At 64.7% G+C, this 25966-nt stretch carries 22 protein-coding genes and 1 tRNA gene; 13 read left to right on the top strand and 10 right to left on the bottom strand.

Annotation, left to right across the window (positions count from 1 at the left end):
- Nucleotides 1-181 precede the first annotated feature (181 nt).
- A complete protein-coding gene (locus CH273_RS27085) occupies nucleotides 182-1012 on the top strand; it encodes a class I SAM-dependent methyltransferase (RefSeq protein WP_032394308.1) in 831 nt (276 codons plus the stop codon).
- Between the two features lie 12 nt (nucleotides 1013-1024).
- On the opposite strand, the gene CH273_RS27080 is transcribed toward CH273_RS27085, so the two are convergent.
- On the bottom strand, nucleotides 1025-2122 hold the full coding sequence (locus CH273_RS27080; RefSeq protein WP_032394676.1) for an isocitrate/isopropylmalate dehydrogenase family protein: 1098 nt from the start codon (nucleotides 2120-2122) through the stop codon (nucleotides 1025-1027).
- Between the two features lie 10 nt (nucleotides 2123-2132).
- Here CH273_RS27080 and CH273_RS27075 point away from each other — a divergent pair, with 10 nt between their 5' ends.
- The 3 genes from CH273_RS27075 to trxA all read left to right on the top strand — a co-directional run bounded on the left by CH273_RS27075 (nucleotide 2133) and on the right by trxA (nucleotide 4306).
- Nucleotides 2133-2639, top strand: coding sequence for a 2'-5' RNA ligase family protein (locus tag CH273_RS27075; RefSeq protein ID WP_032394309.1), 507 nt, complete (start codon nucleotides 2133-2135; stop codon nucleotides 2637-2639).
- A 209-nt stretch (nucleotides 2640-2848) separates the two neighbouring features.
- Nucleotides 2849-3847 carry a helix-turn-helix domain-containing protein gene (locus tag CH273_RS27070; protein ID WP_032394310.1) on the top strand — a complete coding sequence of 333 codons (999 nt, stop codon included), beginning with the start codon at nucleotides 2849-2851 and terminating at the stop codon, nucleotides 3845-3847.
- A gap of 87 nt (nucleotides 3848-3934) precedes the next feature.
- The gene (gene trxA, locus CH273_RS27065) at nucleotides 3935-4306 is read left to right on the top strand and encodes a thioredoxin (RefSeq protein ID WP_032394311.1); all 372 of its coding nucleotides are present in this window, start codon (nucleotides 3935-3937) and stop codon (nucleotides 4304-4306) included.
- A gap of 77 nt (nucleotides 4307-4383) precedes the next feature.
- Here the strand turns inward: trxA and polA are convergent, their stop codons facing one another.
- Complete coding sequence (polA, locus tag CH273_RS27060) at nucleotides 4384-7125, bottom strand: DNA polymerase I (protein ID WP_032394312.1); 2742 nt, start codon at nucleotides 7123-7125, stop codon at nucleotides 4384-4386.
- A gap of 261 nt (nucleotides 7126-7386) precedes the next feature.
- Between polA and CH273_RS27055 the strand changes: the two genes are divergently transcribed.
- The 4 genes from CH273_RS27055 to CH273_RS27040 are packed head-to-tail and all read left to right on the top strand — an operon-like array spanning nucleotide 7387 to nucleotide 11611.
- Nucleotides 7387-8727 (top strand): branched-chain amino acid ABC transporter permease, encoded by a 1341-nt coding sequence (locus CH273_RS27055; RefSeq protein WP_052049316.1) that lies wholly within the window; start codon nucleotides 7387-7389, stop codon nucleotides 8725-8727.
- Nucleotides 8728-8734: 7 nt separating this feature from the next.
- Nucleotides 8735-9724, top strand: coding sequence for a branched-chain amino acid ABC transporter permease (locus tag CH273_RS27050; protein WP_032394313.1), 990 nt, complete (start codon nucleotides 8735-8737; stop codon nucleotides 9722-9724).
- Entirely contained in the window at nucleotides 9717-10814 is a 1098-nt protein-coding gene (locus tag CH273_RS27045; RefSeq protein ID WP_032394314.1) for an ABC transporter ATP-binding protein, read from the top strand. Before CH273_RS27050 ends, CH273_RS27045 begins: the two co-directional genes overlap by 8 nt.
- The gene (locus CH273_RS27040; RefSeq protein WP_032394315.1) at nucleotides 10811-11611 is read left to right on the top strand and encodes an ABC transporter ATP-binding protein; all 801 of its coding nucleotides are present in this window, start codon (nucleotides 10811-10813) and stop codon (nucleotides 11609-11611) included. The genes CH273_RS27045 and CH273_RS27040 overlap by 4 nt, the downstream gene beginning before the upstream one ends.
- 144 nt (nucleotides 11612-11755) lie before the next feature.
- Here CH273_RS27040 and CH273_RS27035 read toward each other — a convergent pair whose 3' ends face one another.
- Both CH273_RS27035 and CH273_RS27030 read right to left on the bottom strand, forming a co-directional pair.
- Entirely contained in the window at nucleotides 11756-13090 is a 1335-nt protein-coding gene (locus tag CH273_RS27035) for an ABC transporter substrate-binding protein (RefSeq protein WP_032394316.1), read from the bottom strand.
- A 173-nt stretch (nucleotides 13091-13263) separates the two neighbouring features.
- Nucleotides 13264-13896: an ANTAR domain-containing response regulator gene (locus tag CH273_RS27030; protein WP_032394317.1), complete on the bottom strand. Its 633-nt coding sequence runs from the start codon at nucleotides 13894-13896 to the stop codon at nucleotides 13264-13266.
- A 120-nt stretch (nucleotides 13897-14016) separates the two neighbouring features.
- On the opposite strand from CH273_RS27030, the gene CH273_RS27025 reads away from it, so the two are divergent.
- From CH273_RS27025 to CH273_RS27015, 3 genes are all read left to right on the top strand, one after another.
- Nucleotides 14017-14093, top strand: a tRNA-Leu gene (locus CH273_RS27025).
- Between the two features lies 1 nt (nucleotide 14094).
- Nucleotides 14095-14334, top strand: a complete 240-nt coding sequence (locus CH273_RS27020; protein WP_032394318.1) for a hypothetical protein — start codon at nucleotides 14095-14097, stop codon at nucleotides 14332-14334.
- A 3-nt stretch (nucleotides 14335-14337) separates the two neighbouring features.
- The gene (locus CH273_RS27015; RefSeq protein ID WP_032394319.1) at nucleotides 14338-15069 is read left to right on the top strand and encodes an AAA family ATPase; all 732 of its coding nucleotides are present in this window, start codon (nucleotides 14338-14340) and stop codon (nucleotides 15067-15069) included.
- On the opposite strand, the gene CH273_RS27010 is transcribed toward CH273_RS27015, so the two are convergent.
- A complete protein-coding gene (locus CH273_RS27010; protein WP_032394678.1) occupies nucleotides 15054-16043 on the bottom strand; it encodes an AraC family transcriptional regulator in 990 nt (329 codons plus the stop codon). The two genes, CH273_RS27015 and CH273_RS27010, sit on opposite strands and share 16 nt — an antisense overlap.
- A gap of 19 nt (nucleotides 16044-16062) precedes the next feature.
- Between CH273_RS27010 and CH273_RS27005 the strand changes: the two genes are divergently transcribed.
- Nucleotides 16063-16683: an anthrone oxygenase family protein gene (locus CH273_RS27005; RefSeq protein ID WP_230596635.1), complete on the top strand. Its 621-nt coding sequence runs from the start codon at nucleotides 16063-16065 to the stop codon at nucleotides 16681-16683.
- On the opposite strand, the gene CH273_RS27000 is transcribed toward CH273_RS27005, so the two are convergent.
- Entirely contained in the window at nucleotides 16659-16862 is a 204-nt protein-coding gene (locus tag CH273_RS27000; RefSeq protein WP_141214795.1) for a hypothetical protein, read from the bottom strand. The genes CH273_RS27005 and CH273_RS27000 overlap by 25 nt on opposite strands.
- A gap of 57 nt (nucleotides 16863-16919) precedes the next feature.
- On the opposite strand from CH273_RS27000, the gene CH273_RS26995 reads away from it, so the two are divergent.
- A complete protein-coding gene (locus tag CH273_RS26995; protein ID WP_032394321.1) occupies nucleotides 16920-17438 on the top strand; it encodes a DNA-deoxyinosine glycosylase in 519 nt (172 codons plus the stop codon).
- Here the strand turns inward: CH273_RS26995 and CH273_RS26990 are convergent.
- From CH273_RS26990 to gltB, 4 genes are all read right to left on the bottom strand, one after another.
- Nucleotides 17404-18228, bottom strand: a complete 825-nt coding sequence (locus CH273_RS26990; RefSeq protein WP_230596678.1) for an acyl-CoA thioesterase — start codon at nucleotides 18226-18228, stop codon at nucleotides 17404-17406. The genes CH273_RS26995 and CH273_RS26990 overlap by 35 nt on opposite strands.
- Nucleotides 18229-18333: 105 nt before the next feature.
- Nucleotides 18334-19752, bottom strand: coding sequence for a pyruvate kinase (pyk, locus tag CH273_RS26985; RefSeq protein ID WP_082073683.1), 1419 nt, complete (start codon nucleotides 19750-19752; stop codon nucleotides 18334-18336).
- Nucleotides 19753-19874: 122 nt separating this feature from the next.
- A complete protein-coding gene (locus CH273_RS26980; protein ID WP_032394324.1) occupies nucleotides 19875-21380 on the bottom strand; it encodes a glutamate synthase subunit beta in 1506 nt (501 codons plus the stop codon).
- The gene (gene gltB, locus CH273_RS26975) at nucleotides 21373-25956 is read right to left on the bottom strand and encodes a glutamate synthase large subunit (protein ID WP_032394680.1); all 4584 of its coding nucleotides are present in this window, start codon (nucleotides 25954-25956) and stop codon (nucleotides 21373-21375) included. The genes CH273_RS26980 and gltB overlap by 8 nt, the downstream gene beginning before the upstream one ends.
- Nucleotides 25957-25966 lie beyond the last annotated feature (10 nt).

Below are 25966 nucleotides of genomic sequence, written 5' to 3'. Positions count from 1 at the left end.
TGATGGATGTTCGGTCGGACTTGGTGAAACGTGTGCAACACGAGCACATTCGGCGGAACCGTTGCCGGATCCGCATGCGCCGACGCCGGGCGGACCCGACCTGGGCGCAGCATGAACACACTCGCGTTGAACAGGGTACGCGATGCCGCAGTACCAGCACAAACCCGGTTAGAGTCGGCGTGTGACCGATCTTTCCCCACCGTCGTCCACTCCCGGCCGCGGCCGAATCGACTCGGTCGCGAGCGACCGCGCGAGTCGCCTCTGGTGGGATTCCGACGCCGAGGCCTACCACCGTACCCATGGCGCGTTCCTGGGGGTGACGACCGAATCCGGAGAGTTCGTCTGGTGCCCGGAGGGACTGCACGAGGGCGACGTGCATCTGCTGGGCGACGTCATCGGCAAGGACGTGCTCGAGGTGGGCTGCGGCAGCGCACCGTGCGCCCGCTGGCTCGGGACCCAGGGTGCGCGCGCGATCGGTCTCGACATCTCGATGGGCATGTTGCAGCGCGGCGTCGACGCCATGGCCGCGGGCGGGTCGACGGTTCCGCTGGTGCAGGCCAGTGCCGAGTCCTTGCCGTTCGCCGACGAGCGCTTCGACATCGTCTGCTCGGCATTCGGTGCGGTGCCGTTCGTCGCGGACTCCGCCAATGTGATGAAGGAAGTGGCGCGGGTTCTTCGACCGGGTGGCATCTGGGTGTTCGCCGTCAATCATCCGATGCGTTGGGTGTTCCCCGACGATCCCGGCGTGGCCGGGCTGACCGCGACGATTCCGTACTTCGACCGAACCCCGTACGTCGAGTACGACGCGGACGGAACCCCCAACTACGTCGAGCATCACCGCACGATCGGCGATCGGGTGCGCGAACTGGTCGCCGCAGGCCTCGAGGTACGCGACATCGTCGAACCCGACTGGCCGGAGTGGCTCGACCGGGAGTGGGGTCAGTGGAGCCCATTGCGCGGGCAACTCTTTCCCGGCACCGCGATCTTCAGCAGCCGCAAACCGCTCCGATAGACACCGCACTGCTCAACGCCGATGCACCCTGGCTTCGACGGCCTCGGTGAAGGCACTTGTCGACGCCTGTCCACCGAGGTCGGCTGTCGCGACCCCGGATTCGACCGTGGCGTCGACGGCGTGTCGGATCCTGCCGGCGGCTGCGGCCAACCGTTCGTCCCGATGCCGTGGGGCAAGCCATTCGAGCAACATCGCGGCCGACAGGAAGAGCGCGGTCGGATTGGCTCGGTTCTTGCCCGCGATGTCCGGGGCCGATCCGTGCGAGGCCTGCGCCATCGCCTGGGTTTCCGAGGAGTTGATCGACGGCGCGGTACCCAGCGACCCGGACAGCTCACCCGTCAGATCCGAGAGAATGTCGCCGAACATGTTCTCGGCCACGATGACGTCGTAGTCCTCGCCCCGTCGAACCAGGTGCGCGGCAAGGGCGTCGACGTGCTCCTCGATGACCTCGACGTGCGGAAACTGTTCTCCCACTGCGCGGCACGCATCGCGGAACAACCCCGTCGTCATCGACAGCACGTTGGTCTTGTGCACGATCGTCAGTTGTCGATTGCGTCGCTCGGCCAACGAGAACGCTTCGCGTGCAATGCGTTCGCAGGCCGCGCGGGTGAACACTCCGACCGCGAGAGCCACATCGGGAGTGGGCATGAACTCTCCGCTGCCGACGAACATGTTGCGATCGGCGTAGAACCCCTCGGTGTTCTCCCGTACGACCACCAGATCCATTCGCGGGGACACTGCACGTACGCCGGGCAGTGCCTTCGCCGGCCGAATGTTGGCGAACAGACCGAAGTTCTTACGAATCCGTCCGCCCGGGGTCAGCTGAGATCGGAACGGCTGCGGGTAGGAGGCGCTGTCGTGCGGACCGAGAATCCAGCATTCGAGCTCGCCCAACTCCGCCAGTGTGGACTCGGGCATCGGTGTTCCGTGCTCGTCCATGGCACCGAGCCCCAGCGGCAGGTGCACCCAGTCGGCAGCCGGTCCACCGGCCGCCGCGAGGGCCGCATCGACCACCCGGATGGTTGCAGGCACGATCTCGTGGCCTATCCCGTCGCCGGTCATGGCCCCGATCCGTAGTGCCGTTGCATTGCGACCGTTCGTCTGCGACATCATGGCCTCCATGGTGCAGTCCGCAGAACTTCTCCTCGACCCCGGCCTCGACGCTGCGGTTCGCCGCGAGTGGGCAGTACTGTCCGACGCCGGACTGCCGAGCCAGAACCGGCACCTCGGTGAATCGAATCGTCCGCACATCACCGTCGCCGTGGCAGCGTCGATGCCGGACGCGGTGGACGACGGCGATGCGGTCCGCTTCGATCCGTTCGACGTGCGTCTCGGCGGGCTCGTCGTGTTCGGTGGTAGATCGATCACCCTGGCGAGACTGGTGGTTCCGTCGAGCGAGTTGCTCGATCTGCACGCCCGGCTGCACGAGGCCGTGGGCGAACGTTCGCTCGATCACCTCGACCCCGGCCGATGGACACCGCATGTCACGGTGGCCCGACGGTTGACGCCCGAGGAGGCAGGAGCGGCGGTGCGCCTGCTCTCGGTAGACGTCGACGATCTGGTCGGATCTGCGGTCGCGCTGCGCCGATGGGACGGCGAGGCCAAGCGGGAGTGGCGAATCGGCTGATCCACGCACCCTAGAACCGGTAATCGCCGAACTGAGTCACCTCCGCGTGGGTATCGGGAGCGACACCTGCGACCACGAGGGCGTCGAGGGCCAGGAACAGCAGCACAACTACCAATACAATTGTCATGTCGCTAGCTTCCAACCTGCGGAGACGGTGCACGAGTGGCAGTAACGCCATATATCGACGACTTTCTGCCATACTTCTGTACATGCTGAAACGAGTGGTCGTCGCGCTGATGCCGTTGACAGAACAGTTCGAGCTGGGCGTCGCCTGCGAGGTGTTCGGATTCGATCGCTCGGACGAGGGACTGCCCACCTACGACTTCTCCCTGATCGCCGGTGTCCCACAACCGATCCGCACCCGCGTCGGCTACACCATCGACGTGCCACACGATCTCGACAGCCTCGACACCGCCGATCTGATCATCATTCCGGCGGGAGGCACCGAGGCGGCAGTCGACGGCAGCTTCGTGTGCGGCACCGAATACGACGCGTCCATCGAACCTCTGCTGGCCAAACTGCGCGCGGCGGTGGAACGAGGCGCGATGGTCGCGAGCCTGTGCAACGGTGCGTTCGTACTCGGCAAAGCGGGTCTTCTCGACGGCAGACCCTGCACGACGCATTGGCGGCACTCCGACTCGCTGGCCGCGAAATATCCCCTGGCACAGGTGGATCCGAACGTCCTCTACGTGGATGCCGGCAACGTGCTCACCAGCGCAGGCACGGCAGCCGGCATCGACCTGTGCCTGCACATCGTGCGCAAGTACCAGGGCAGCGTCGTGGCCAACGGGATCGCCCGCCGGATGGTCGTTCCTCCGCATCGCGACGGCGGGCAGGCTCAATTCGTCACCAGTCCGCTGCCCGCCACTCGCACCGAGACACTGGCTCCGCTGCTGGATTGGATGACCGAGAATCTCGACTCCGAGCTCACCATCGGTCGACTGGCGGCGCGGGTGAACATGTCTGCGCGAACCTTCGCCCGCAGGTTCGCGGCCGAAACCGGAACGACGCCGGCGCGCTGGCTCAACGACCAGCGAGTACTGGCAGCGCAGCAACTGTTGGAGAACTCCGATCTTCCGATGGATTCGATCGCCGAGGTGGTCGGCTTCGGAAATGCCGCGGCTCTGCGGCAACACTTCGTGCGGTTGCGATGCACCACACCGAACTCCTACCGCCGCACGTTCCGCGCTGCACCCCAACCAGCCTGACCCGCCGCGCTCCGACACGGTCGGGATGATTCCGGCGAGTACCTGCGTTGAGACACAGCAGAAGCGCAATCAAACGAAAGGGACCGCGTGGCCACTCAGACTTTGACCCAGCAGAATTTCGACGAGATCGTGACGAGCAACGACGTGGTGTTGGTCGATTTCTGGGCGTCCTGGTGCGGACCGTGCCGCCAGTTCGCGCCCACCTTCGAGAAGTCGTCGGACGCACACCCCGACGTCGTGCACGCCAAGGTCGACACCGAGGCCGAGCAGGGTCTTGCTGCGGCAGCGCAGATCCAGTCGATCCCGACGATCATGGCGTTCCGCGAAGGAATTCTCGTCTACGCACAGCCCGGCGCACTGCCTGCACCGGCGCTGGAAGACCTTGTCGGTCAGATCAAGGCACTCGACATGGACGTCGTACGCCAGCAGATCGCCGAGCAGGCTCCCGCGGCGGAGTAGTTCGCCGCAGCCGTACATAGAGCGAAGGGCCGCTCACCGAATTCGGTGAGCGGCCCTTCGCCTGGCCATGGGTCGAATCAGTGTGCCGCGGCGTCCCAGCTGCGACCGGTGCCGACCGAGACTTCCAGGGGCACCGACAGTTCGATGGCCGAGGACATCTTGTCGCGTACCAGTGCCTCGACTTCCTCGCGCTCGGAGTCGACGACTTCGAGTACCAATTCGTCGTGCACCTGCAAGAGCATTCGCGACTTCAGCGTCGACTCCGCCAGCGATCGGTGCACGTCGATCATCGCGACCTTGATGATGTCTGCGGCGGTGCCCTGGATGGGCGCATTGAGAGCGGCCCGCTCGGCGACCTCGCGGCGCTGACGATTGTCACTGTTGAGGTCGGGCAAGTAGCGGCGCCTGCCGTACAGCGTGGAGGTGTATCCCACTTTGCGCGCTTCCTCGACGGCGTTGCGCAGGTAGTCACGGACGCCTCCGAACCGCGCGAAGTACGCCTCCATCTGCTGCTTCGCCTCGTCGGTGGAGATCTTGAGCTGCGCGGCGAGACCGAAGGCGCTCAGTCCGTAGGCCAATCCGTACGACATGGCCTTGACGCGGCGACGCAGTTCGGGCGTGACCTCCTCGATCGGCACTCCGAAGGCCCTGGCACCGACGAAACTGTGCAGGTCCTCGCCGGTGTTGAATGCCTCGATCAGCCCTTCGTCGCCGGAGACGTGCGCCATGATGCGCATTTCGATCTGGCTGTAGTCGGCGGTGAGAAGCGTGTCGTATCCGGCCCCGACGACGAAGCCGTCACGGATGTGGCGTCCCGCCTCGTTGCGCACCGGAATGTTCTGCAGGTTCGGCTCGGTGGACGACAGTCGCCCGGTTGCCGCGACCGTCTGATTGAACGTGGTGTGAATGCGTCCGTCGTCGGCGACGGATTTCAGCAGGCCGTCGACCGTCACCTTCATCCGCGTCGCGTCCCGATGATCGAGCAGGAACTTCAGGAACGGATGCTCGGTCTTCTCGAACAACCCTTGCAGCGCATCGGCGTCGGTGGTGTAGCCGGTCTTGGTCTTCTTGGTCTTGGGCATGTCGAGTTCCTCGAACAGCACCACCTGCAACTGCTTCGGTGACCCGAGGTTGATCTGCTTGTCGATCACGCCGTAGGCGGAGTTCGCAGCCTCGTCCACCTGCGCAGCGAATCCGGACTGCAATGCGCGGAGGTGATCACCGTTCACGGCGATACCCGTTGCCTCGACATCGGCCAACACCGTCAGCAGCGGCAGCTCCATCTCGGAGAGCAGGGTGGTCGACTCGATGGCGGCGAGCTCGGCGTCCAACGCATCGGCCAGGTCGATGACGGCCCGCGCCTTGAGAATCTCGCCCTCCGCGAACGCCGCATCGGCGGTGTCCTCGGCATCGAGCAACGACATCTGGCCTTCACCCGCATCCTCCACCCGGAGTTCGCGTTTGAGGTAGCGCAACGACAGGTCGTCGAGGTTGAACGACCGCTGCCCGGGCCGCACCAGGTACGCCGCAAGGGCTGTGTCGGTGGTCAACCCACCGAGGGTCCAGCCGCGGCCACGAACTGCATGCAGAGCCCACTTGGCCTCGTGCAGAGCCTTCGGCTGTGCCGGATCGGCGAGCCAGGCGGCAAGTGCCTGCTCGTCGGATTCGTCCAGAGCGGTCGTCGTGACGAACGCGCCTTCCCCGTCGGCCGCAGCGATCGCCACCGACGTCGCGTCGCTGTCGAAAGGCCGACGCGGGCCGAGGATGGACAGCCCGCTCCGTCGGCCGTCGGCCGCGTGTTCTCCCAGCCATGCGGCCAGATCGCCGGGCGCGACAATGCCGCCGCGGACGTCGAAACCTTCTTCTGCTTCGGGTTCGACCGACGCGAGCGTCTCGAACAATCGGTCCCGCAGAATGCGGAACTCCAGGTCGTCGAACAAGGCGTGGATCTTCTCGCGATCCCACGGAGCCAGTTCGAGCTGATCGGGGGTGTAGGGCAACGGCACATCGCGGACCATCTCGGTGAGCTCGCGGTTGAGCACCACACTCGACAGGTTGGCCCGCAGTGCATCTCCCACTTTGCCCTTGACCTTGTCCACGTTGTCGACAAGAGCGGTGAGGGAACCGTATTCGATGATCCACTTGGTCGCGGTCTTCTCGCCGACCCCGGGAATGCCGGGGAGGTTATCGCTCGGGTCTCCGCGCAGGGCCGCGAAGTCCGGGTACTGCGATGGCGTCAACCCGTACTTGGTGGCGACCTCGGCGGGGGTGAACCGAGTCAGATCCGACACACCCTTGCGCGGATACAACACCGTGACGTTGTCCGTCACCAACTGCAGCGCATCGCGATCGCCGGTGACCACCAGAACGCGGTACCCCAGTGCCTCTGCCTGGGTCACCAGAGTGGCGATGATGTCGTCGGCCTCGAAGCCCGCCTCGGCCATCACCGGGATACCCATGGCCCCGAGTACGTCCTTGGTGATGTCGACCTGACCGGCGAACTCGTCGGGCGTCTTGCTGCGGTTGGCCTTGTACTCGGGGTACCGCTCGGCGCGAAAGGTCTGCCGCGAGACGTCGAACGCCGCCGCGATGTGCGTCGGTTTCTCGTCCCGCAGCAGATTGATCAACATCGAGGTGAACCCGTACACCGCATTGGTGGACTGACCGCTCGTGGTCTTGAAGTTGTCCGCGGGCAACGCGAAGAAGGCACGGAAGGCCATCGAGTGGCCGTCGATGAGCAGCAACGTGGGCCGCTCTCCGCCCGCTTTCGCATCGGTCTCGGCTGCGGGCGCTGCACTTTTCTCCGTTACTGGGCTCACGGTTGACCAGTCTAGGGAGACGGTCCGACAACTCGTAGCCGGATGCGCGCGCCACGACGCGATCGCACTCGATGCGCACGCCGCGCACCGCGAAACACAACCGATACTTTCCGGAAATCTCAGTCGCCGATTTTGCGTCGTTTCAGCGGATAGAGTCCGACAATTGCAGGAAACCCACATACCCGTGGCACAACGACAACCGTCCGGAGGACGTGCGTGGCTCCAAATGTTCGATGGACCAGAAAGGTGCAACCGCCGAGGTTGCGCGCAAGATCTGCCGTTCGGCTCCTTCAGCGAACACTCCTACTCGCCGTTCTGAGTTCCATTGCCGCCCTGCTGTTCAGTGCGCCGGCATTGGCCCAGGAACCTACCCCCACTCCCCCGGCAGCGCCGGGGACCAGTGCCGAACAGGCACCACCGGCGGACGCGGTCAGCGTCGCCGGATCCCTGAACAACGGTGGCGAACGACTCGTCGGCGTCGACGTCGCGGCGCTCGACGCGTCCGGCTCCGAAGTGGCCCGTACCACCAGTGAAACCGGGGGCCGGTGGACCCTCGAACTGTCTCCCGGCACCTACACGTTCCAGGTGGTTCAGGAAACGCTCCCCGACGGCGTCAGCGTCCAGGGCGAGGTCCAGCGCGATGTGCAGGCCGGGCGTTCCAACACCGTCATCTTCTCGTTCGGTGAGGCCAGAACCGCCACCACCATTCCGTTCTACGAGAAGTTCGTTCGCACCACCGTCGACGGCTTCCGTTTCGGCCTCGTCATCGCGCTCGCCGCGGTAGGGCTGAGTCTGATCTTCGGCACCACCGGTCTGACGAACTTCGCACACGGAGAACTCGTCACGCTCGGTGCCGTCGCGGCGTGGTTCTTCAACGTCAGTGTCGGCATACAACTGATCCCGGCCACGCTGCTCGCGATAGTCGTCGGAGTCGCGATCGGCTGGCTCAACAATGCCCTGATCTGGCGGCCGTTGCGCAAGCGGCGAACCGGCCTCATCGCTCAGCTGGTGGTCACCATCGGCCTGGCGATCGCACTGCGTTACCTCATCCTGATCTTCTTCTCGGATCGCTCCGAGCCCTTCGACGATTACCAGGCGCAGACCGAGAACGACTGGGGTCCGTTGTCGATCACCAACGTCAACCTCGCCTGCATCGTCATCAGCATCGTCGTCCTGGTCGGCGTCGCGCTGATGCTGCAGCGCACCAAGATCGGCAAGGCCATGCGTGCGGTGGCCGACAACCGGGATCTGGCCGCGTCCTCCGGCATCAACGTCGAGCGCGTGGTCACGTTCGTCTGGTGCCTCGGCGGCGGCCTGGCTGCCCTCGGCGGCGTGTTGTTCGGGCTCTCCGAACTCGGCGGTCGCGTCCAGTGGGAGATGGGCTTCAAACTTCTGTTGCTCATGTTCGCCGGCATCACACTGGGTGGCCTGGGAACGGCCTACGGCGCATTCCTCGGTTGCGTCATCGTCGGTCTGCTCGTGCAGTGGTCGACGCTGGTCATCAATCCCGATCTCAAATACATCGGAGGGTTGCTCGTCTTGATTCTCATCCTCGTCGTCCGTCCACAGGGCATCCTCGGCTCGCGACAAAGGATCGGGTGACCTTCACATGGATATCATCGGCGCACTTCAGATCTCACTCGCTCAGCTGGTCGGCCCGTCCGCCATCTTCTACGCTCTGCTCGCCATCGGCCTTAACCTGCACTTCGGCTACGCCGGACTGCTCAACTTCGGCCAGATCGGCTTCGCACTGCTCGGCGGCTACGGTGTCGGCATCACCACGATCACCTACGAACAGCCGCTCTGGCTCGGCATTCTGGTCGGTCTCGCCGCGGCAGGACTGCTCGCCCTCGTGCTCGGCATCCCGACTCTGCGACTGCGAGCCGACTACCTCGCGATCGTCACCATCGCCGCGTCGGAAATTCTGCGACTCGTGTTTCGTTCCACCGCAACGGATTCGGTGACCAAGTCGACCAACGGCATCACCGGCTTCGCCGGCCCGTTCACCAGCATGAGTCCGTTCGAGGGTGGCAAGACGTACAGCTTCATCGGCGTGCGATTCCTGGGTAACGACCTGTGGGCCATGCTCGTCGGCTGGACGCTGGTCCTGCTGCTGTGCGGGGTGGTCTACCTCCTGACGCACAGCCCCTGGGGACGTGTGCTCAAGGCCGTTCGTGAAGACGAGGACGCGGCCCGCTCGCTGGGTAAGAACGTGTTCGTCTACAAGATGCAGGCGCTGGTTCTCGGTGGTGTCATCGGCGGCATGGGCGGCGTGTTCAACGCACTGCAAACCCAGTCCATCAACCCGGACTTCTACTCGACGGCACAGACGTTCTTCGCCTTCGGTGCCCTCATTCTCGGTGGCGCCGCAACGGTGTTCGGCCCCGTCCTGGGCGCGATGCTCTTCTGGTTCCTGCTGTCCATTCCCGATGCCATTCTGCGACAGCTGATCTCCGGCGACGACCCGGTGCTCAACCTCACCGGCGCGCAGGTCGGTGCCACGCGGTTCGTGCTCCTGGGAATTCTGATCGCCGTCTTGATGGTGTTCAGACCTCAGGGCATTCTCGGCAACAAGCGAGAGGTTCAACTCAATGCCTGACCCGAGCAAGGATGCCGCCGCAACAGCGGCACCGAGCAAGAAAGCAAGCACCCTCGAATCACGTGCTGCCAAAGCACTGTCGAGTGATCAGCGGTCGGCGTTGTTCGCCGGTGTCGCCAACGAGCCCGGATCCCCCAAGCCCGACGCCACCCTGGTGGTCGACGGCGTCTCGCGCACCTTCGGCGGCCTGAAAGCCGTAGACGTGGCGCACCTGGAGATCCAGCGTGGGTGCATCACCGGACTCATCGGGCCCAACGGCGCAGGCAAGACCACCCTGTTCAATCTGCTCACGGGATTCGATAGGCCCGACACCGGTACCTGGTCGATGGACGGCCAGGAACTGGGTCGGATGCATCCGCACCAGGTGGCACGCAAAGGTGTCGTCCGTACGTTCCAGTTGACCAAGGCGCTGTCGAAACTGACTGTGCTGGACAATGTTCGGCTCGGCGCAACCGGTCAGCGCGGCGAGCGCATGATCAACACGTTCATGCCGTGGACGTGGAAGGCCCAGGAACGTCAGATCACCGAACGCGCCTACGAGCTATTGGGGCGCTTCAAGCTCGACGCCAAGGCCGACGACTTGGCCGGCTCGTTGTCCGGCGGCCAACGCAAGCTGCTCGAGATGGCGCGCGCGCTGATGACCGATCCGTCGGTGGTCATGCTCGACGAGCCGATGGCCGGGGTCAATCCTGCTCTGACGCAATCGCTTCTGGGGCACATCAAGTCGCTTCGCGACGACGGTATGACGGTGGTGTTCGTCGAGCACGACATGGACGTCATCCGCGACATCAGTGACTGGGTGGTGGTGATGGCACAGGGCAGCATCATTGCCGAATCCACCCCGGAGGAGCTCTCCAACAACGGAGCCGTCGTCGATGCGTATCTCGGTAGCCATCACGATCAGGCTCTGGAATTCGATGCCGACGGCAATCCGGTCGGTGCCACTGCGGAGCTCGCAGAGGCACTGAAGAAGGCCGAGGCCGAGGAACTCGAAGCGGGAGGCGACCTCTCGGAGCCGGAGTTCGTACACCCGGTGGTAACCGACGTGACCGAAGGCGGCTCGCACCGGGCCGAGGAGGACGAACGATGAGCGAACAGACATTGACGCCGGCAGAGTTCGCCGCGACACCCGAGGAGCACGCCCGCCTCGCCGAAGGTGCATTGCTGCGCGCCGACGGCTTGGTGGCCGGGTACATCCCGGGCGTCAACATCCTCAGTGAATGCAACTTCTTCCTCAACGACGGGGAGATCGTCGGCATCATCGGACCCAACGGAGCCGGGAAGTCGACCCTCCTCAAGACCCTGTTCGGGCTGGTTGCCGTCCGTGAGGGCAGCGTCAAACTGCGAGGTGACAACATCACCTCCGCCGAAGCGCACGTCCTGGTCACCAAGGGAGTCGGCTACGTTCCGCAGACACAGAACGTCTTTCCGTCGCTGACCATCGAAGAGAACCTCGAAATGGGAATCTATCTGCGTCCCAAGAAGTTCGGCGAGCGATTCGAGTTCGTCAGCGAACTGTTCCCGCTGCTCGGTGAGCGCAAGAAGGTCAAGGCGGGCGCACTGTCCGGCGGCGAGCGACAGATGGTCGCCATGGGACGCGCACTGATGATGGAGCCGTCGGTACTGCTGCTCGACGAACCGTCGGCCGGACTGTCACCGATGTTCCAGGACGAGGTGTTCATCCGCTGCAAGAAGATCAATGCAGCGGGCGTGTCGATCATCATGGTCGAGCAGAACGCCCGTCGTTGCCTCCAGATCTGCGACCGCGGCTACGTTCTCGATCAGGGCCGTAACGCCTACACCGACACCGGTCCGGCGTTGATGAACGACCCGAAGGTGATCGAGCTGTATCTCGGCACGCTGGCAGGAAGCAAAGAGAAGAAGTAGCTCCTCGCAACGACGAAGGCCCCGGTTCGATCGACATCGAACCGGGGCCTTCTCGCTGCCGTCGAACGTGCGGCACATACGCAAGCCACTGGGCCCGACTCCTGATCGAGGACTCGGGCCCAGAGGCTGTGTGACAGTTACAGATCACTCACCGACGACGATGTAACCGTCCGTCGTCAGGGTGTTGTCCGGTCCGAAGACCAGGTTGCCGTAGGAACCGGTGGCGGGCTCTCCTGCGTCACTGAAGTTCAGCGCGCCGGTGATTCCGTCGTAGTCGATGTCGGTTCCGGCCTTGACGAGCGGAAGGCACTCGGCGTAGCTGGTGCACTTGGTGCCGTCCTTGGTGACGCTGTTGATGTTCGCAGCGATGTCGGTGCCTGCCGTCGACTTGGCCTGCTCGGCCGCGAGTGCCGAGATGACCACCGCGTCGTAGGACTCGCCTGCGTAGTTGAAGTCAACCAGGGCCGGATCCACGCTCTTGAGACGATCCTGGAATCCGGTGCCGACGTCGGTCAACGGGGTGGTGCCACGCATCGTGTCCAGCAGACCTGCTGCCACCGACTCTCCGAGGGCGTTACCCATGTTGCCGTCGACTCCGTAGACCAGCGTGCCGTCGGACGGTCCGATGCCGATCTCGTGCATACGGGTGATGATCTTCGCGGACTCCTCGAAGCCGATGATGGCCACGGCGTCCGGGTTGAAGTTCTTCACGCCGTCGACCTCTGCGTTGAACGACTGTGCGTTCGGGTCGTAGATCGTGGTCTGGATCTGGTCCGCCGCGATGCCGGCCTCTTCGAGGTTGTCCGCGGTGTTCGCGGCCAGGCCCGTACCGTACGGGTCGTTGAGCGCGAGGATGGCGACGCGCTGCGCACCGTCCTGGGCGATCAGCTGGGACAAGGCCTGTGCCTGCAGCACGTCGGTGGGTGCGGTACGGAAGTACTGACCCTTGTCCGGGTAGCAGACGAACTGGTCGGACGTGTTGGCCGGCGAGAACTGCACGACGCCTGCGCTGGCGATCTTGTCGATGACCTTGAGCGAGACCGAGGACGACGCCGCACCGACGATGACGTCGGCACCGCCGGCGAGCAGACGGTCGACCGTGGTGTTGGCGGTATCGGTCGTCGTGTCGCCCGAGTCACCGGGGATGAGCGTGACGGGCTGCTCGAGGACGCCACCGGCGGCGTTGACGTCGTTGACGGCCAACTGGACGCCGGCAACTTCGGGCGGGCCGAGGAAGGCCAGGGTTCCGGTCTCGGGGAGAAGGGTGCCCACCACCAGCGGTGCCGTATCCGGGGTTGCCCCGGCAGTGGCCTGCTCGGGCGTGCAGTCGGTGGAGACGGTCGTTTCCGCGGCTGCAGTGCCGCCGCTGGCACTGGTGGAGTCGGTCGAGCCCGAGTCGTCGCTCGACGAACAGCCGAACAGTGCGAGCGAGGTAACGCTCAGCACCGCAGCCGTGCGGACATAGGTCCGAATTGCCATCTAGGTTCTCCTTGAAATTGCTCGTCGATGAAGCGCACCTGAGTTACATGTGGCTCACGTGTGGGTCAGACGCTAATGCTCGGAGCTGATTCGCAAGGCCTAGAACGACGCTCGTGACCTGACTGTGACCTAGGGAGTCGAAGTTTTACGTGGCCGTAGCTTTCGAGGGCCGATCAGCTCTCTGCCACAGGCTTGTTCGCAGGGGTACCGAGCGTGTCGATCACGACCTCCGCGACGGCCTTCATCGTCGTCCTGCGATCCATGGCGGCGCGCTGAATCCACTTGAACGCCTGCGGTTCTGTGAGAGATTGCGATTCCATCAGGATGCCCTTGGCCTTCTCGATGAGCTTGCGCGTCTCGAGCCGGTCCTGCAGATCCACGATCTCGGATTCCAGCGCGGAGATCTCACCGAAACGGCTGGCGGCCAACTCCACCGCAGGCATCAGATCGGCCTTTGTGAACGGCTTGACCAGATACGCCATCGCTCCGGCATCGCGCGCCTTCTCCACGAGCTCGCGCTGACTGAACGCGGTGAGAATGACGACGGGCGCGATACGCTTCTCGGCGATCTCCGATGCCGCATCGATTCCGTCCCGACGCGGCATCTTCACGTCCATGATGACCAGATCGGGACGCAGTTCGACGGCCAACTCCACCGCCTGCTGACCGTCGGCCGCTTCACCGACGACGTCGTAGCCCTCTTCGCGGAGCATCTCCACGAGGTCGAGCCGGATCAGGGATTCGTCCTCTGCCACCACCACACGAAGCGGGGGCTTGCCAGTACCGTGCGCACCAGGAGCGTTCATCTGTATCGGTCTCCTTTGACAGTCATCGCCCATCGGGGCCGTCGAGCATCTGAAGGGTACCGGTGCGCGACGCCGAAAGCGCATCTTCTAAACTCGTCAATCGTTGCTTGAAAGACGCCAGCCCTCGTATCCCAATTGGCAGAGGAAACGGATTCAAAACCCGTCCAGTGTGAGTTCGAGTCTCACCGAGGGCACCACGTGGATACATCCCCGTTCGCGACGTCGGTAATCGTCTTCGTCGATCGCGCCTACAGTGGGGTGATGTACATACCCAGCAGTCTTCGTTGCCACGACACCAGTGCGGGCAGTTTGTGCGCAGCGAAGGTCGACCATCGGTTCGGGGATTCGGCGGACCTGTCGGCGCAGTGGGTCTTCTACACCTGCAGCGCGGACTCCGCCCACGAGACCGGTTACGTCGACCGCCTGGTCACTGCCTGAACCATGTTCGTAGAGCGCGCGTACGTCCACACCGACGACGTCGGAGCGGATTGGCCCTTCACCGTGCCCGCAGTCGCCGACCTCGCCCGTGACGGACTCGAATTCCTGGCACCGGTCACAATTCTGGTCGGCGACAACGGTTCCGGTAAATCCACCTTGGTCGAGGCGATCGCCGAGGGTTTCGGAATCGATGCCCGCGGCGGTCGGGCGGCGCAGCAGTCGCGTCGACTCGACGAGGTGACGAGCGCTCTCGGTGAGGTACTCGAGCTCGAGACCACACCGCGGGGTTCTCGAATGCTTCGTGGTCCGCGACAGCAGAAGCGCGGCTTCTTTCTGCGCGCCGAGACCGCGTTCGACATGGCCGAAAACCTCGGCGGGATGCCGGGATTCTGGGACGAGAACACCGCCGAGATGAGCCACGGCGAAGGGTTCCTGACCATGTTCGGTGCAATGTTGGCCGAACCCGGCTTCTACGTTCTGGACGAGCCGGAATCTGCCTTGTCGTTCACCGCGAGCCTGCAGCTCGTTGCACTGATGTCCGAGCTGGGCGACGAGGGCGCGCAGATCGTCTGCGCCACCCATTCACCGATTCTGGCGTCGACCCCCGGTGCCGACATCGTCGAAGTCGGCGAACACGGTCTGCGCCGAAGCACCTGGGACGAACTCGAATTGGTCCAGCATTGGCGTCGCTACCTCGAGGACCCAAACAGCTATCTCCGTCATCTGCTCGACTGAACCGCGGCCATCGACACCTCGGGACGGCAACGCACACTTCCAGGCGAGACCCCCATCGCCCGCTTGAACGCTTTCCCGAACGCCGCCTCCGAGAGATACCCACTGCGCCGGGCCAATTCGGCCAGCGCGACGTCCTCGGAACGCAGGGTCTGATATGCGACCTGCATTCGCCACGTGGCCAGGTAGCTCATCACGGATCTACCGACCAGCTCGGTGAAACGCGCCGAGAACGCCGAACGCGACATGTTCGCGCTCGACGCCAGAGCCGCAACGGTCCACCGCTGGTGAGGATGTCGATGAATCAGAGCCAGAGCAGCGCCGATTCGATCGTCCTGCAACGCTCCGAGCCACCCCGACTGCGCTCGCGCAGTGTTGCCGATCCACGACCGCAGCGCCAGGATCACCAGAATGTCGGACAGCCGGGTGATGACCGCTTCTCCCCCGGGCTCGAGAACTCGGGCTTCGTCCGCCACCATCGCCAGGACGTTCTGCATCCTCGTTTGCTGCGGTCCTGGCTCCGCATCGACGAACACCACGGCAGGGAGCAGACGAACGAGCTGTTGCGCCGCAGGGTGATCCAGCCGCACCGCCCCGCACACCAGAGTGGCAGGCGGTCCTGCTCCTTCACCGTGAGTGATCACCGCATAGCGGTCGCTGACGTACTCGTGCGGGAGGTCGTACACACTCACCGCTCGTGTCGCCGCATCCGCGTCGGCGGAGAGAACATGACCGCGCCCATGAGGGACCAACGCGAAATCGCCTGGCACCAACTCCCGCGTCGGCTCATCGGGAACCGCCAGCAGGCACCGACCGTCCACCACCGTGTGAAACCACAGCGCATCCTCCATGGCGGGCAGGTCGAGACCCCACGAACCGCTCATCTCCGATCGTACGTAGAACGATCCGGTCATCCGTAGAAAGTGCAGGGCCTCACCGAGCGGATCGGGCGATTTCCAGGGGTCGAGTCCACGCATCGATCGATTGTCCCACGACATGGACGATCGGACATCGAATCCGGCGTTTCGAGCATTGTTCATCCTGCCGTTCCGAGCAACAGTGGACGACAGAGCAATTCTCGACGAAAGGACTACCGACCGTGAACATCCACCGAACAGACCCGTCGTGATCGAGCGGGCGTCCTCGGTCGCCACCACCGTATCCGCCGTCGGATGCGGATCGATGGCAGGAGTGCTGCTCGCGTTCTCCGTCAGCGTGCTGCCCGGCCTGGCGACACTGCCGGTACCCGACGCGATCGCCGCGATGCAGAGATTCAATGCGGCGATTCTCGGTCCGGTGTTTCTCGGCCTCTTCTTCGGAACGGCCGTATCATGCACTCTCGCAGCGATTCTCGCCGTGTCGACCGGTCGAGAATCACCCCTGCTCGTCGTGAGCGGTGCCGTTCTCTACATACTCGGCTGCGTCGCGATCACGGCCGTTCTGAACGCCCCCCTCAACGACGCGTTGGCCGGCGTGGATCCCGGCAGTGCTGCCGGCGCTCAGGTGTGGCAGAACTTCACCGACACGTGGACGCGATGGAACAACGTGAGGACGATTGCGGCGACTGCCGCCTGCGCTGTCCTGATCGTGGGTCAGGGCAGATCGGCACTGGGCTGATCGGACACCGAATCCTGATGTCTCCTGCGGATTTCTTCCTCGAACCGCGCGATGAGGTGGTCGGTGTCGGCGGTCGAGACATCCCGCGCGCCTTCGTCCATCGCGGCGTCACGCCCCCGACGCAGTGCGGCGAGTTCGGCTTCGAGTTCGTTGTTGTCGAGTACGCGTGGATCCAACATGACCTCCATTGTGGTCCCCCGTCCGCTGCCCCCGCGGGGATTTGCTGTAATCGCGCAATGAACGTCGTGCACAGTTTCGAGCCGATCGTCGGACCGGGCGCAACCATCCTGATCCTGGGGTCGATGCCCGGCGTCGCGTCGCTGGCCGCGCAGCAGTATTACGCGCATCCGCGAAATGCGTTCTGGCCGATCATGGGAACGCTGTTCGGTGCGGGCTCCGAGCTACCCTACGACGAACGCACCGAGCGTCTGCGCGTCCATGGCGTCGCCGTGTGGGATGTGCTGAAGCTGTGCACGCGAGAGGGAAGCCTGGACTCGGCGATCGTCGAATCCTCGATCGAGGCAAACGATTTCGGGAATCTGTTCGCCGAGAACCCTGACATCGACAGGGTGTTCTTCAACGGAGCGAAAGCGGCCGAGAGCTACCGTCGCCACGTGAGGACGGTGACGCCCCACGTCAGATTCACCCGACTGCCGTCGACCAGCCCTGCGCTCGCCACGCTCGATCTCGCCGCGAAAACGCTGGAGTGGTCGAATGCCCTCAGGCCCGCTCCCGCTTCGGGAAGTGCCGGATGAGACCCTCCTGCACGACAGTGGCCAACAATTGGCCGTCCATCGAGAAGAAGCGTCCGGTGGCCAGCCCACGGGACCCGGCCGCTACCGGCGATTCGGTGGCGTAGAGAGCCCACTCGTCGAACCGGAACGGGCGGTGGAACCAAATGGAATGGTTGACCGTCGCCGCGACGATGCGATCGAGCCCCCACGACAGACCGTGGGTGGTGATGATCGAGTCGAGCACAGTCGTGTCCGACGCGTAGCCCATGGTCGCGGCGTGAAAGATCGAGTCGTCGGGCAGATCGCCGTCGGCCTTCATCCAGACCCGATTGTGATTGAGCTTCTCGCCGGTGCCGTGCATGATCCACGCCGGATCGTTCGCGTAACGCATATCGATCGGCTTGAGGGCGTCGACGAACATCTGCAGCCGGTCCTCGTACCCGACGAAGTGGTCGCCGAGCGGAGGCAATGCATCGGGGTACGGAACCTCGGGCACCTCCACGCTGTGCTCGAGTCCCTTGCCGAAATCCTGGAAAGCGGCGAGCATGACGAACAGCTCGTTGCCGTCCTGGACGGCGGTCACCTGACGGTTGGCGAATGCGCGACCGTCACGCTGCCGTGATACCCGGTACTCGATGGGCTTCTTGACGTCGCCGCCGCGAATGAAGTGCGCATTGATCGCATGCACGTCCCGCGAGGTACCGGAGACGGTGCGGCCGGCCGCGATCAAGCCCTGAGCCACCAGCTGCCCCCCGAACGTTCGGCTACCCACCTGCTCGGGATGAACGCCGACGAACACGTCCTCCTCGATCTCCTCGAGTGCGAGGAGATCGAGGAGCGTCTCGAGATCGGTCTTGCGTACAGCTGTACTGCTCGACGCGCTTTCGCTGACGCCGGTTCCCCCCGCTTCGACCACTTACCGGTCCTCTTCTCCGATTCGGTGCACATGGATCAAGTTGGTCGAGCCTACTGTGCCGGGAGGGGCACCGGCCACGATCACGACCTGATCGCCCTTGTTGTACCGACCGAGTTCGAGCAGAGCCTTGTCGACCTCTTTCACCATCGCGTCCGTCGAGCCCACATCGGGGACCAGGAACGTCTCGGTGCCCCAGCTCAGCGACAGCTGGCTACGGACCTCGGAGATCGAGGTGAAGGCGAGCAACGGCAGCTTGGTGTGCAGGCGAGCCAACCGTCGAACGGTGTCGCCCGACTGAGTGAAGGCTACGAGCGCCTTCGCGTCGAGCCGCTCGCCGATGTCACGGGCGGCGTACGAGATGACGCCACGCTTGGTGCGCGGGACGTGCGTCAACGGAGGAACACTGTCGCCCTCGGTCTCGACGGTCTCGACGATGCGGGCCATCGTCCGCACGGTCTCCATCACGTACTTGCCGACCGAGGTCTCACCGGAGAGCATGACCGCGTCGGTGCCGTCGAGCACGGCATTGGCGACGTCGGACGCCTCGGCGCGCGTCGGGCGGGAGTTCTCGATCATCGATTCGAGCATCTGAGTTGCGACGATGACGGGCTTGGCGTTGGCGCGGGCGATCTGGATCGCGCGCTTCTGCACCAGCGGCACCTGCTCGAGGGGCAGCTCGACGCCGAGGTCACCACGGGCGACCATGATCGCGTCGAACGCGAGCACGATGGCTTCGAGGTTGTCGACGGCTTCGGGCTTCTCGAGCTTGGCGATGACCGGAACTCGGCGGCCGACGCGGTCCATCACGGCGTGGACGAGTTCGACGTCGGCGGGAGAACGCACGAACGACAGGGCGATGAAATCGACACCGAGGGCGAGGGCGAACTCGAGGTCGGCGATGTCCTTCTCGCTCATGGCGGGAACGGACACATCCATGCCGGGCAGGGACACGCCCTTGTTGTTGCTGACCGGTCCACCTTCGGTGACGCGGCACAACACGTCGTTGCCTTCGACACCGGTGACCACGAGGCCGACCTTGCCGTCGTCGACGAGCAGGCGGTCGCCTTCCTTGGCGTCCTGGGCCAGCTCCTTGTAGGTGGTCGACACCCGGTCGTGAGTGCCCTCGCACTCCTCGACGGTGATGCGAATCAGCTCGCCGGCCGCCCAGGTGGTCGAGCCCTCGGCGAAACGGCCGAGACGAATCTTCGGTCCCTGCAGGTCGGCCAGAATGCCCACGGCTTTGCCGGTGGCGTCCGATGCTGCTCGAACCCTCTCGTAGTTGGCCTGATGATCGGGGTGATCACCATGGCTGAAGTTCAGTCGCGCGACATCCATTCCACTCTCGACGAGTTCGCGGATGCGCTCTGTGGTTGCGGTTGCGGGTCCAAGGGTGCAGACAATCTTCGTACGTCGGCTCACGAAGGCGAGCCTAGCCGCTGGACGCCGCGTTCTCTATCGCAGACGAGTCCACTCGAATACTACCGATCGGTAGCCGCGCTACCTTGCTGCTGAGACGGTCTGTACCGGTTCAGAGACGGGCGTCACACGACGGCGAGAGGCAGTGCAGTCGGGTGTACCGGGGACGGCAATTCCGAGTGTCCGGTGAGGAAGGCGTCGACTCCGTGAGCCGCCGAACGACCCTCCGCGATCGCCCACACGACCAACGACGCACCACGGTGCGCATCGCCACACACGAACACTCCGGGTGCGGTGGTCTGCCAATCCGGACCACACGAGAGCGCACCGCGCTTGGTCAGCGTCAGGCCGTACTCGTCGAGCAACGGACCATGCTCCACACCCTCGAAACCGATGGCGAACAACGCCAGATCGCACGGCAGTTCGACTTCCTCACCGATGGGCGTGACGATGCGACGACCGTCCGCGTCGCGCTGCACCTCCACCTCGGCGAGCACCATCGCGCGAACGTGCCCGCGCTCGTCACCGAGGAATCGCTGGACCGCGACCTGATGACGGACGACCCCACCCTCGGCGTGTGCGGGTGAGGTCCGCAGTACCAGCGGCCACGACGGCCAGGGCGAGAGGCTGTCGTCGCGGGCCCCGGGCAGAGCCGGGTTGTAGTCGAGCTGCGTCACCGACGCAGCACCCTGTCGGTGGGCCGTTCCCAGGCAGTCGGCTCCGGTATCACCACCGCCGATGATGACCACATGCTTGTCCGCAGCGGAGATGGAGGTGGGACCGTCGCCCTCGCACTCCTTGTTCGACGGCACCAGATGCTCCATGGCCAAGTGGATGCCGTCGAGTTCCCGACCGATGACCTCGGCATTGTCACGGGCCCGCAGAGCTCCGACCGCGAGAACGACCGCGTCGAAGGATTCGCGTAGTTGCTCGACGGTGAAGTCGATGCCGACCTCGCATTCGGTGACGAAATGCGTTCCCTCGGCCCGCATCTGCATGAGGCGCTGATCGAGGACAGACTTCTCGAGCTTGAACTCGGGGATGCCGTAGCGGAGCAGTCCGCCGAGACGATCGTCGCGCTCGTAGACGGTGACGTCGTGTCCGGCGCGGGTGAGCTGTTGCGCCGCAGCCAATCCCGCGGGACCGGATCCGACGACGGCGACTCGCTTGCCGGTGGTGATCGTCGGCGGCTGCGGAACGACGCTGCCTTCCTCCCACGCCAGATCCGCAATGGTCTGCTCGACCCGCTTGATCGTCACGCTTCCGCCGGTGGCCGCCTCGGAGATCGACAGCACACACGCCGATTCACACGGGGCCGGGCACACCCGCCCGGTGAATTCCGGAAAATTGTTGGTCGCATGCAGTCGGTCACTGGCCGCGTCCCAGCGGCCACGGCGCACCAGGTCGTTCCACTCGGGAATCAAATTTCCCAGCGGGCAACCCGCAGTTCCCGAGTGGCAGAACGGGATACCGCAGTCCATGCAGCGACGCGCCTGATCGGAGACCTCGGCGGCACGCTCGCTCGTCGGCTGGTGCGAGTACACCTCGTTCCAGTCCTTGACGCGCTCGCCGATCGGACGCTTGGCGGCCTCACGCTTGACGACTTTCAGAAATCCCTGTGGATCAGCCACGTGCAGCCTCCATGATCGCAGCATCGACGTCGCGCCCTTCGGCGCGCGCCATTCTTGTCGCTTCCAGCACTCGCTGGTAGTCGACGGGCATGACTTTGGTGAACAGCGCAGACCGCCGGGGCCAGTCGGCCAGCAACGAGGTCGCGACGGTGGAACCGGTCCAGCGCCGATGATTCTCGACGGTCTCGCGTAGCCACACCAGATCGTCCGGGTCGGGTGCCTGCAGTTCGACCATCGCCGGGTTCACGTCCGCGGGATCGAGACCGAGGACGAACGCGATGCCACCGGACATACCCGCAGCCAGATTGCGACCGGTCGGCCCGAGAACCACGACACGACCGCCGGTCATGTACTCGAACGCGTGGTCGCCCACGCCCTCGTTCACCGCGATCGCTCCCGAGTTGCGCACCGCGAACCGCTCCCCTGCCTTACCACGCAGATACACCTCGCCCGAGGTGGCACCGTAGAGAATCGTGTTTCCTGCGATCACGTTGTCCTCTGCGACGAACGGCGCATCCTCGGCCGGTCGCACGACTATTCGGCCGCCCGACAATCCCTTGCCGACATAGTCGTTCGCGTCACCGACCAGGTCGATGGTGATGCCCGGCGGCAGGAAGGCCCCGAGAGACTGACCGGCCGATCCGGTGAACGCGATGCGAATGGTGTCGTCCGGCAACCCGACCGCGCCGTAGCGACGGGTGACCTCGGATCCCAGAAGCGTTCCCACCGTGCGATTGACGTTGCGTACCGGCAACTCCAACGTGACCGGGTGGGCGTCCTCCAGCGCTCCCTCGGCCAACTGGATCAGAGTCCGATCCAGCGCGAGATCGAGACCGTGGTCCTGCGCGCGAAGGCGTCGACGCTGCGTCATCGGGGCTCCGTGGCGGTCGACGGGCATCGCGAAGATCGGCGCGAGATCGAGTCCCTTGCTCTTCCAGTGCGCCACTCCGGCTGCCGTCTCGAGCACATCGGCGTGACCGACGGCCTCGTCGATACTCCGGAAACCGAGCTGCGCGAGGTACTTTCGCACGTCCTCGGCGATGAACTTGAAGAAGTCCTCGAGGAACTCGGGCTTTCCGGTGAACCGCTTGCGTAGCTCCGGGTTCTGCGTAGCGACACCGACCGGGCAGGTGTCGAGGTGGCACACGCGCATCATGATGCACCCCGCCACGATCAGCGGGGCCGTCGAGAACCCGAACTCCTCCGCGCCGAGCAGTGCCGCGACGATGACGTCGCGCCCGGTGCGCATACCGCCGTCGCACTGCACGGTGATGCGATCACGCAGGCCGTTGAGCACCAGCGTCTGCTGGGCGTCGGCGAGCCCGATCTCCCACGGAGCGCCTGCATGCTTGAGCGAGGTCAACGGCGCAGCTCCGGTTCCGCCGTCGTATCCGGAGATGAGGACGACATCGGCGTGCGCCTTGCTCACGCCCGTCGCCACCGTGCCGACGCCGACGGAACTGACGAGCTTGACGTGTACGCGCGCCTTCTCGTTGGCGTTCTTGAGATCGTGGATCAGCTGCGCGAGATCCTCGATCGAGTAGATGTCGTGGTGCGGGGGCGGCGAGATGAGGCCGACGCCCGGCGTCGAATGTCGGGTCTTGGCCACCCACGGATACACCTTGTACCCGGGCAGCTGCCCGCCCTCACCCGGCTTGGCACCTTGAGCCATCTTGATCTGAATGTCCGTGGCGTTGACCAGGTAGTCGCTGGTGACACCGAACCGGCCACTGGCGACCTGCTTTACGGCACTGCGTCGCGTCGGGTCGTAGAGCCGGTCGACGTCCTCACCGCCCTCCCCGGAGTTGGACCGTCCGCCGAGATTGTTCATCGCTACGGCCATCGTCTCGTGCGCCTCGGCGGAGATGGATCCATAGCTCATGGCCCCGGTGTTGAACCGCGTGACGATCGACTCGACCGATTCCACCTCGTCGAGCGGAACCGGCGGCCTGACGCCGTCCTTGAACTCGAACAGACCGCGCAGTGCACCGCCTTCGCGAGCGAGCCGGTCCACCTCGTCGGTGTACTTCTGGAACACGTCGTATCGGCCGGTACGCGTTGCGTGCTGCAGCAGGAACACCGTCTCGGGGGTGAAGAGGTGCAGCTCGCCTTCGCGGCGGAACTGGTATTCGCCGCCGATCTCCAACCGGCGATGGACGCGGTCGGTCGGATTCTCGGGGTACGCCCGACGATGGCGCAGCTTGACCTCCTCGGCGAGCACGTCGAGACCGACGCCGCCGAGCTTGCTGACCGTGCCCTTGAAGTACTCGCGCACCACCTCGCGATCGAGACCGACAGCCTCGAAAACCTGTGCGCCGGTGTAGGACCCGACGGTCGAGATGCCCATCTTCGACATCACCTTGAGCACGCCCTTGCCGAGCCCGTACAGATAGTTCCGTACCGCGATCGTCGGTTCGACTCCGGTCAGCTCGCCCTCGCCGACCAGATCCTCGATCGACTCCATCGCCAGATACGGGTTGACCGCTGCGGCACCGAAGCCGATGAGCAGCGCGAGGTGGTGCACCTCGCGTGCGTCGCCGGACTCGACCACGAGCGCGACCTTGGTGCGCTCCTTGGTGCGCACCAGGTGATGATGCACCGCGGACGTCGCGAGCAGCGACGGAATCGGCGCACGCGTGTGGTCGGAGTCGCGGTCCGAGATGATCAGCGTGGTGTACCCCGCAGCGATCGCCTCCGACGCCCGGGCACGCAACTCCTCGATGGCCTCGGCGAGACCCTCGCCGCCGCGCTCGACCTCGTACAGCCCACGCAACACCGTGGCCGACAGTCCCGGATGATCACCGTCGTCGTTGATGTGAATGATCTTGTTGAGCTCGTCGTTGTCGAGCACCGGCCACGGCAACACGATCTGCCTGCACGACGCCGCCGTGGGTTCGAGCAGGTTCTGCTCAGGACCCATCACCCGGGCGAGCGAGGTCACGATCTCCTCGCGGATCGAATCCAGCGGCGGGTTGGTGACCTGGGCGAACAGTTCGATGAAGTAGTCGTAGAGCTGACGCGACCGCTGCGACATCACTGCGGCCGGGGTATCGGTACCCATCGAACCGAGCGGCTCGCCCCCGGACGCGGCCATCGGCGTCAGCACCACGCGTAGATCCTCCTCGGTGTAGCCGAAGGCGACCTGCCTGCGCACCACCGAGTCGTGGTTGTACTGGATGTGAGCACGCTCGGGCAGGCTCTTGATCTCGAGCAGGCCCGCATGCAGCCACTCCTGGTACGGATGTTCGGTTGCCAGTTGGAGTTTGATCTCCTCGTCCGGCACCAGACGTCCGGCGACGGTGTCGATCAGGAACATCTTTCCGGGCTCGAGGCGACCCTTGGCGACGACCTCGGATTGCGGCACGTCGAGCACGCCTGCCTCGCTGGCGAGGATGACTCGGCCGTCCGCCGTCTGCCACCAGCGGCCGGGGCGAAGACCGTTGCGGTCCAGCACGGCTCCGACGTAGCTGCCGTCGGTGAACGTCACGCAGGCCGGACCGTCCCATGCCTCCATCATCGACGAGTGGAACTGGTAGAACGCTCGCACCCGCGGATCCATCGTGCGGTGGTTCTCCCACGGCTCGGGCACCATCATCATCACCACGTGCGGCACGCTGCGGCCGCCGAGGTGCAGTAGTTCGAGCACCTCGTCCAGGGACACCGAGTCCGAGGCATCGGGGTTGCAGATCGGGAACAGACGCTCGAGGTCCCCGGGGATCAGGTCGCTCGACAGCAGTGCCTCGCGAGCCCGCATCCGGTTTCGGTTGCCCTTGACGGTGTTGATCTCGCCGTTGTGCGCAACGTAACGATGCGGGTGTGCCAGCGGCCACGACGGGAACGTGTTGGTCGAGAAGCGACTGTGCACGATGGCAATGGCGCTCGTGCACAAAGGATTACGAAGTTCCGGAAAGTAGAGCGGCAGCTGCATCGTGGTGAGCATGCCCTTGTAGACGATGGTGCGCGAGGACAGCGACGGAAAGAACAGCCCCGAGCCTTCGGCCTCGATCTCGGGGGTGACCCGCTCGGAACGCTTGCGTAGCCCGTAGACGAGACGGTCGAGAGCGAGACCGGCCGGACGCGTGCCGTCGACTTCGGGGGCGGTGACGAAGAGGTAGCTCATGTACGGCATGCAGCCGAGGGCGGTGAGGCCGACGTCTGCTCGATCGGGATCGACCTCGACCGGAACCCAGCCCAGGATGTCCAGACCTTCTTCGGCCGCAACGGATTCGACGCGCTCGACGGCCATCGCTCGCTCACGGATGCCCTGCGGCAGAAAACACACTCCGGCCGCGAACGTGTTGTCGCCGTCGGCTCCGGCCGCGGGCAGATCGAACGGCGCAAGGGAGGCGAGGAGTTCGACCGGCAGCTGAATCAGAATTCCCGCGCCGTCACCACTGTTGGGCTCGGCACCGGCAGCTCCGCGATGTTCCAGATTCTCCAGTGCCAGAACCCCGTCGGCGACGATCGCGTGGGAGCGGCGACCGGCGATGTCGGCGATCATCGCCACGCCACAGGAATCCTTCTCCGCGCTCGGGTCGTACAGACCTTGCTCCGCAGGCATCCGAGAAAACAGCACCACGATCACC

Source organism: Rhodococcus sp. 05-339-2, from assembly GCF_002258965.1.
GTDB lineage: Bacteria > Actinomycetota > Actinomycetes > Mycobacteriales > Mycobacteriaceae > Rhodococcoides.
The sequence above is the reverse complement of the archived record's forward strand: the minus strand, read 5'-3'. Positions and strand labels throughout refer to the sequence as shown.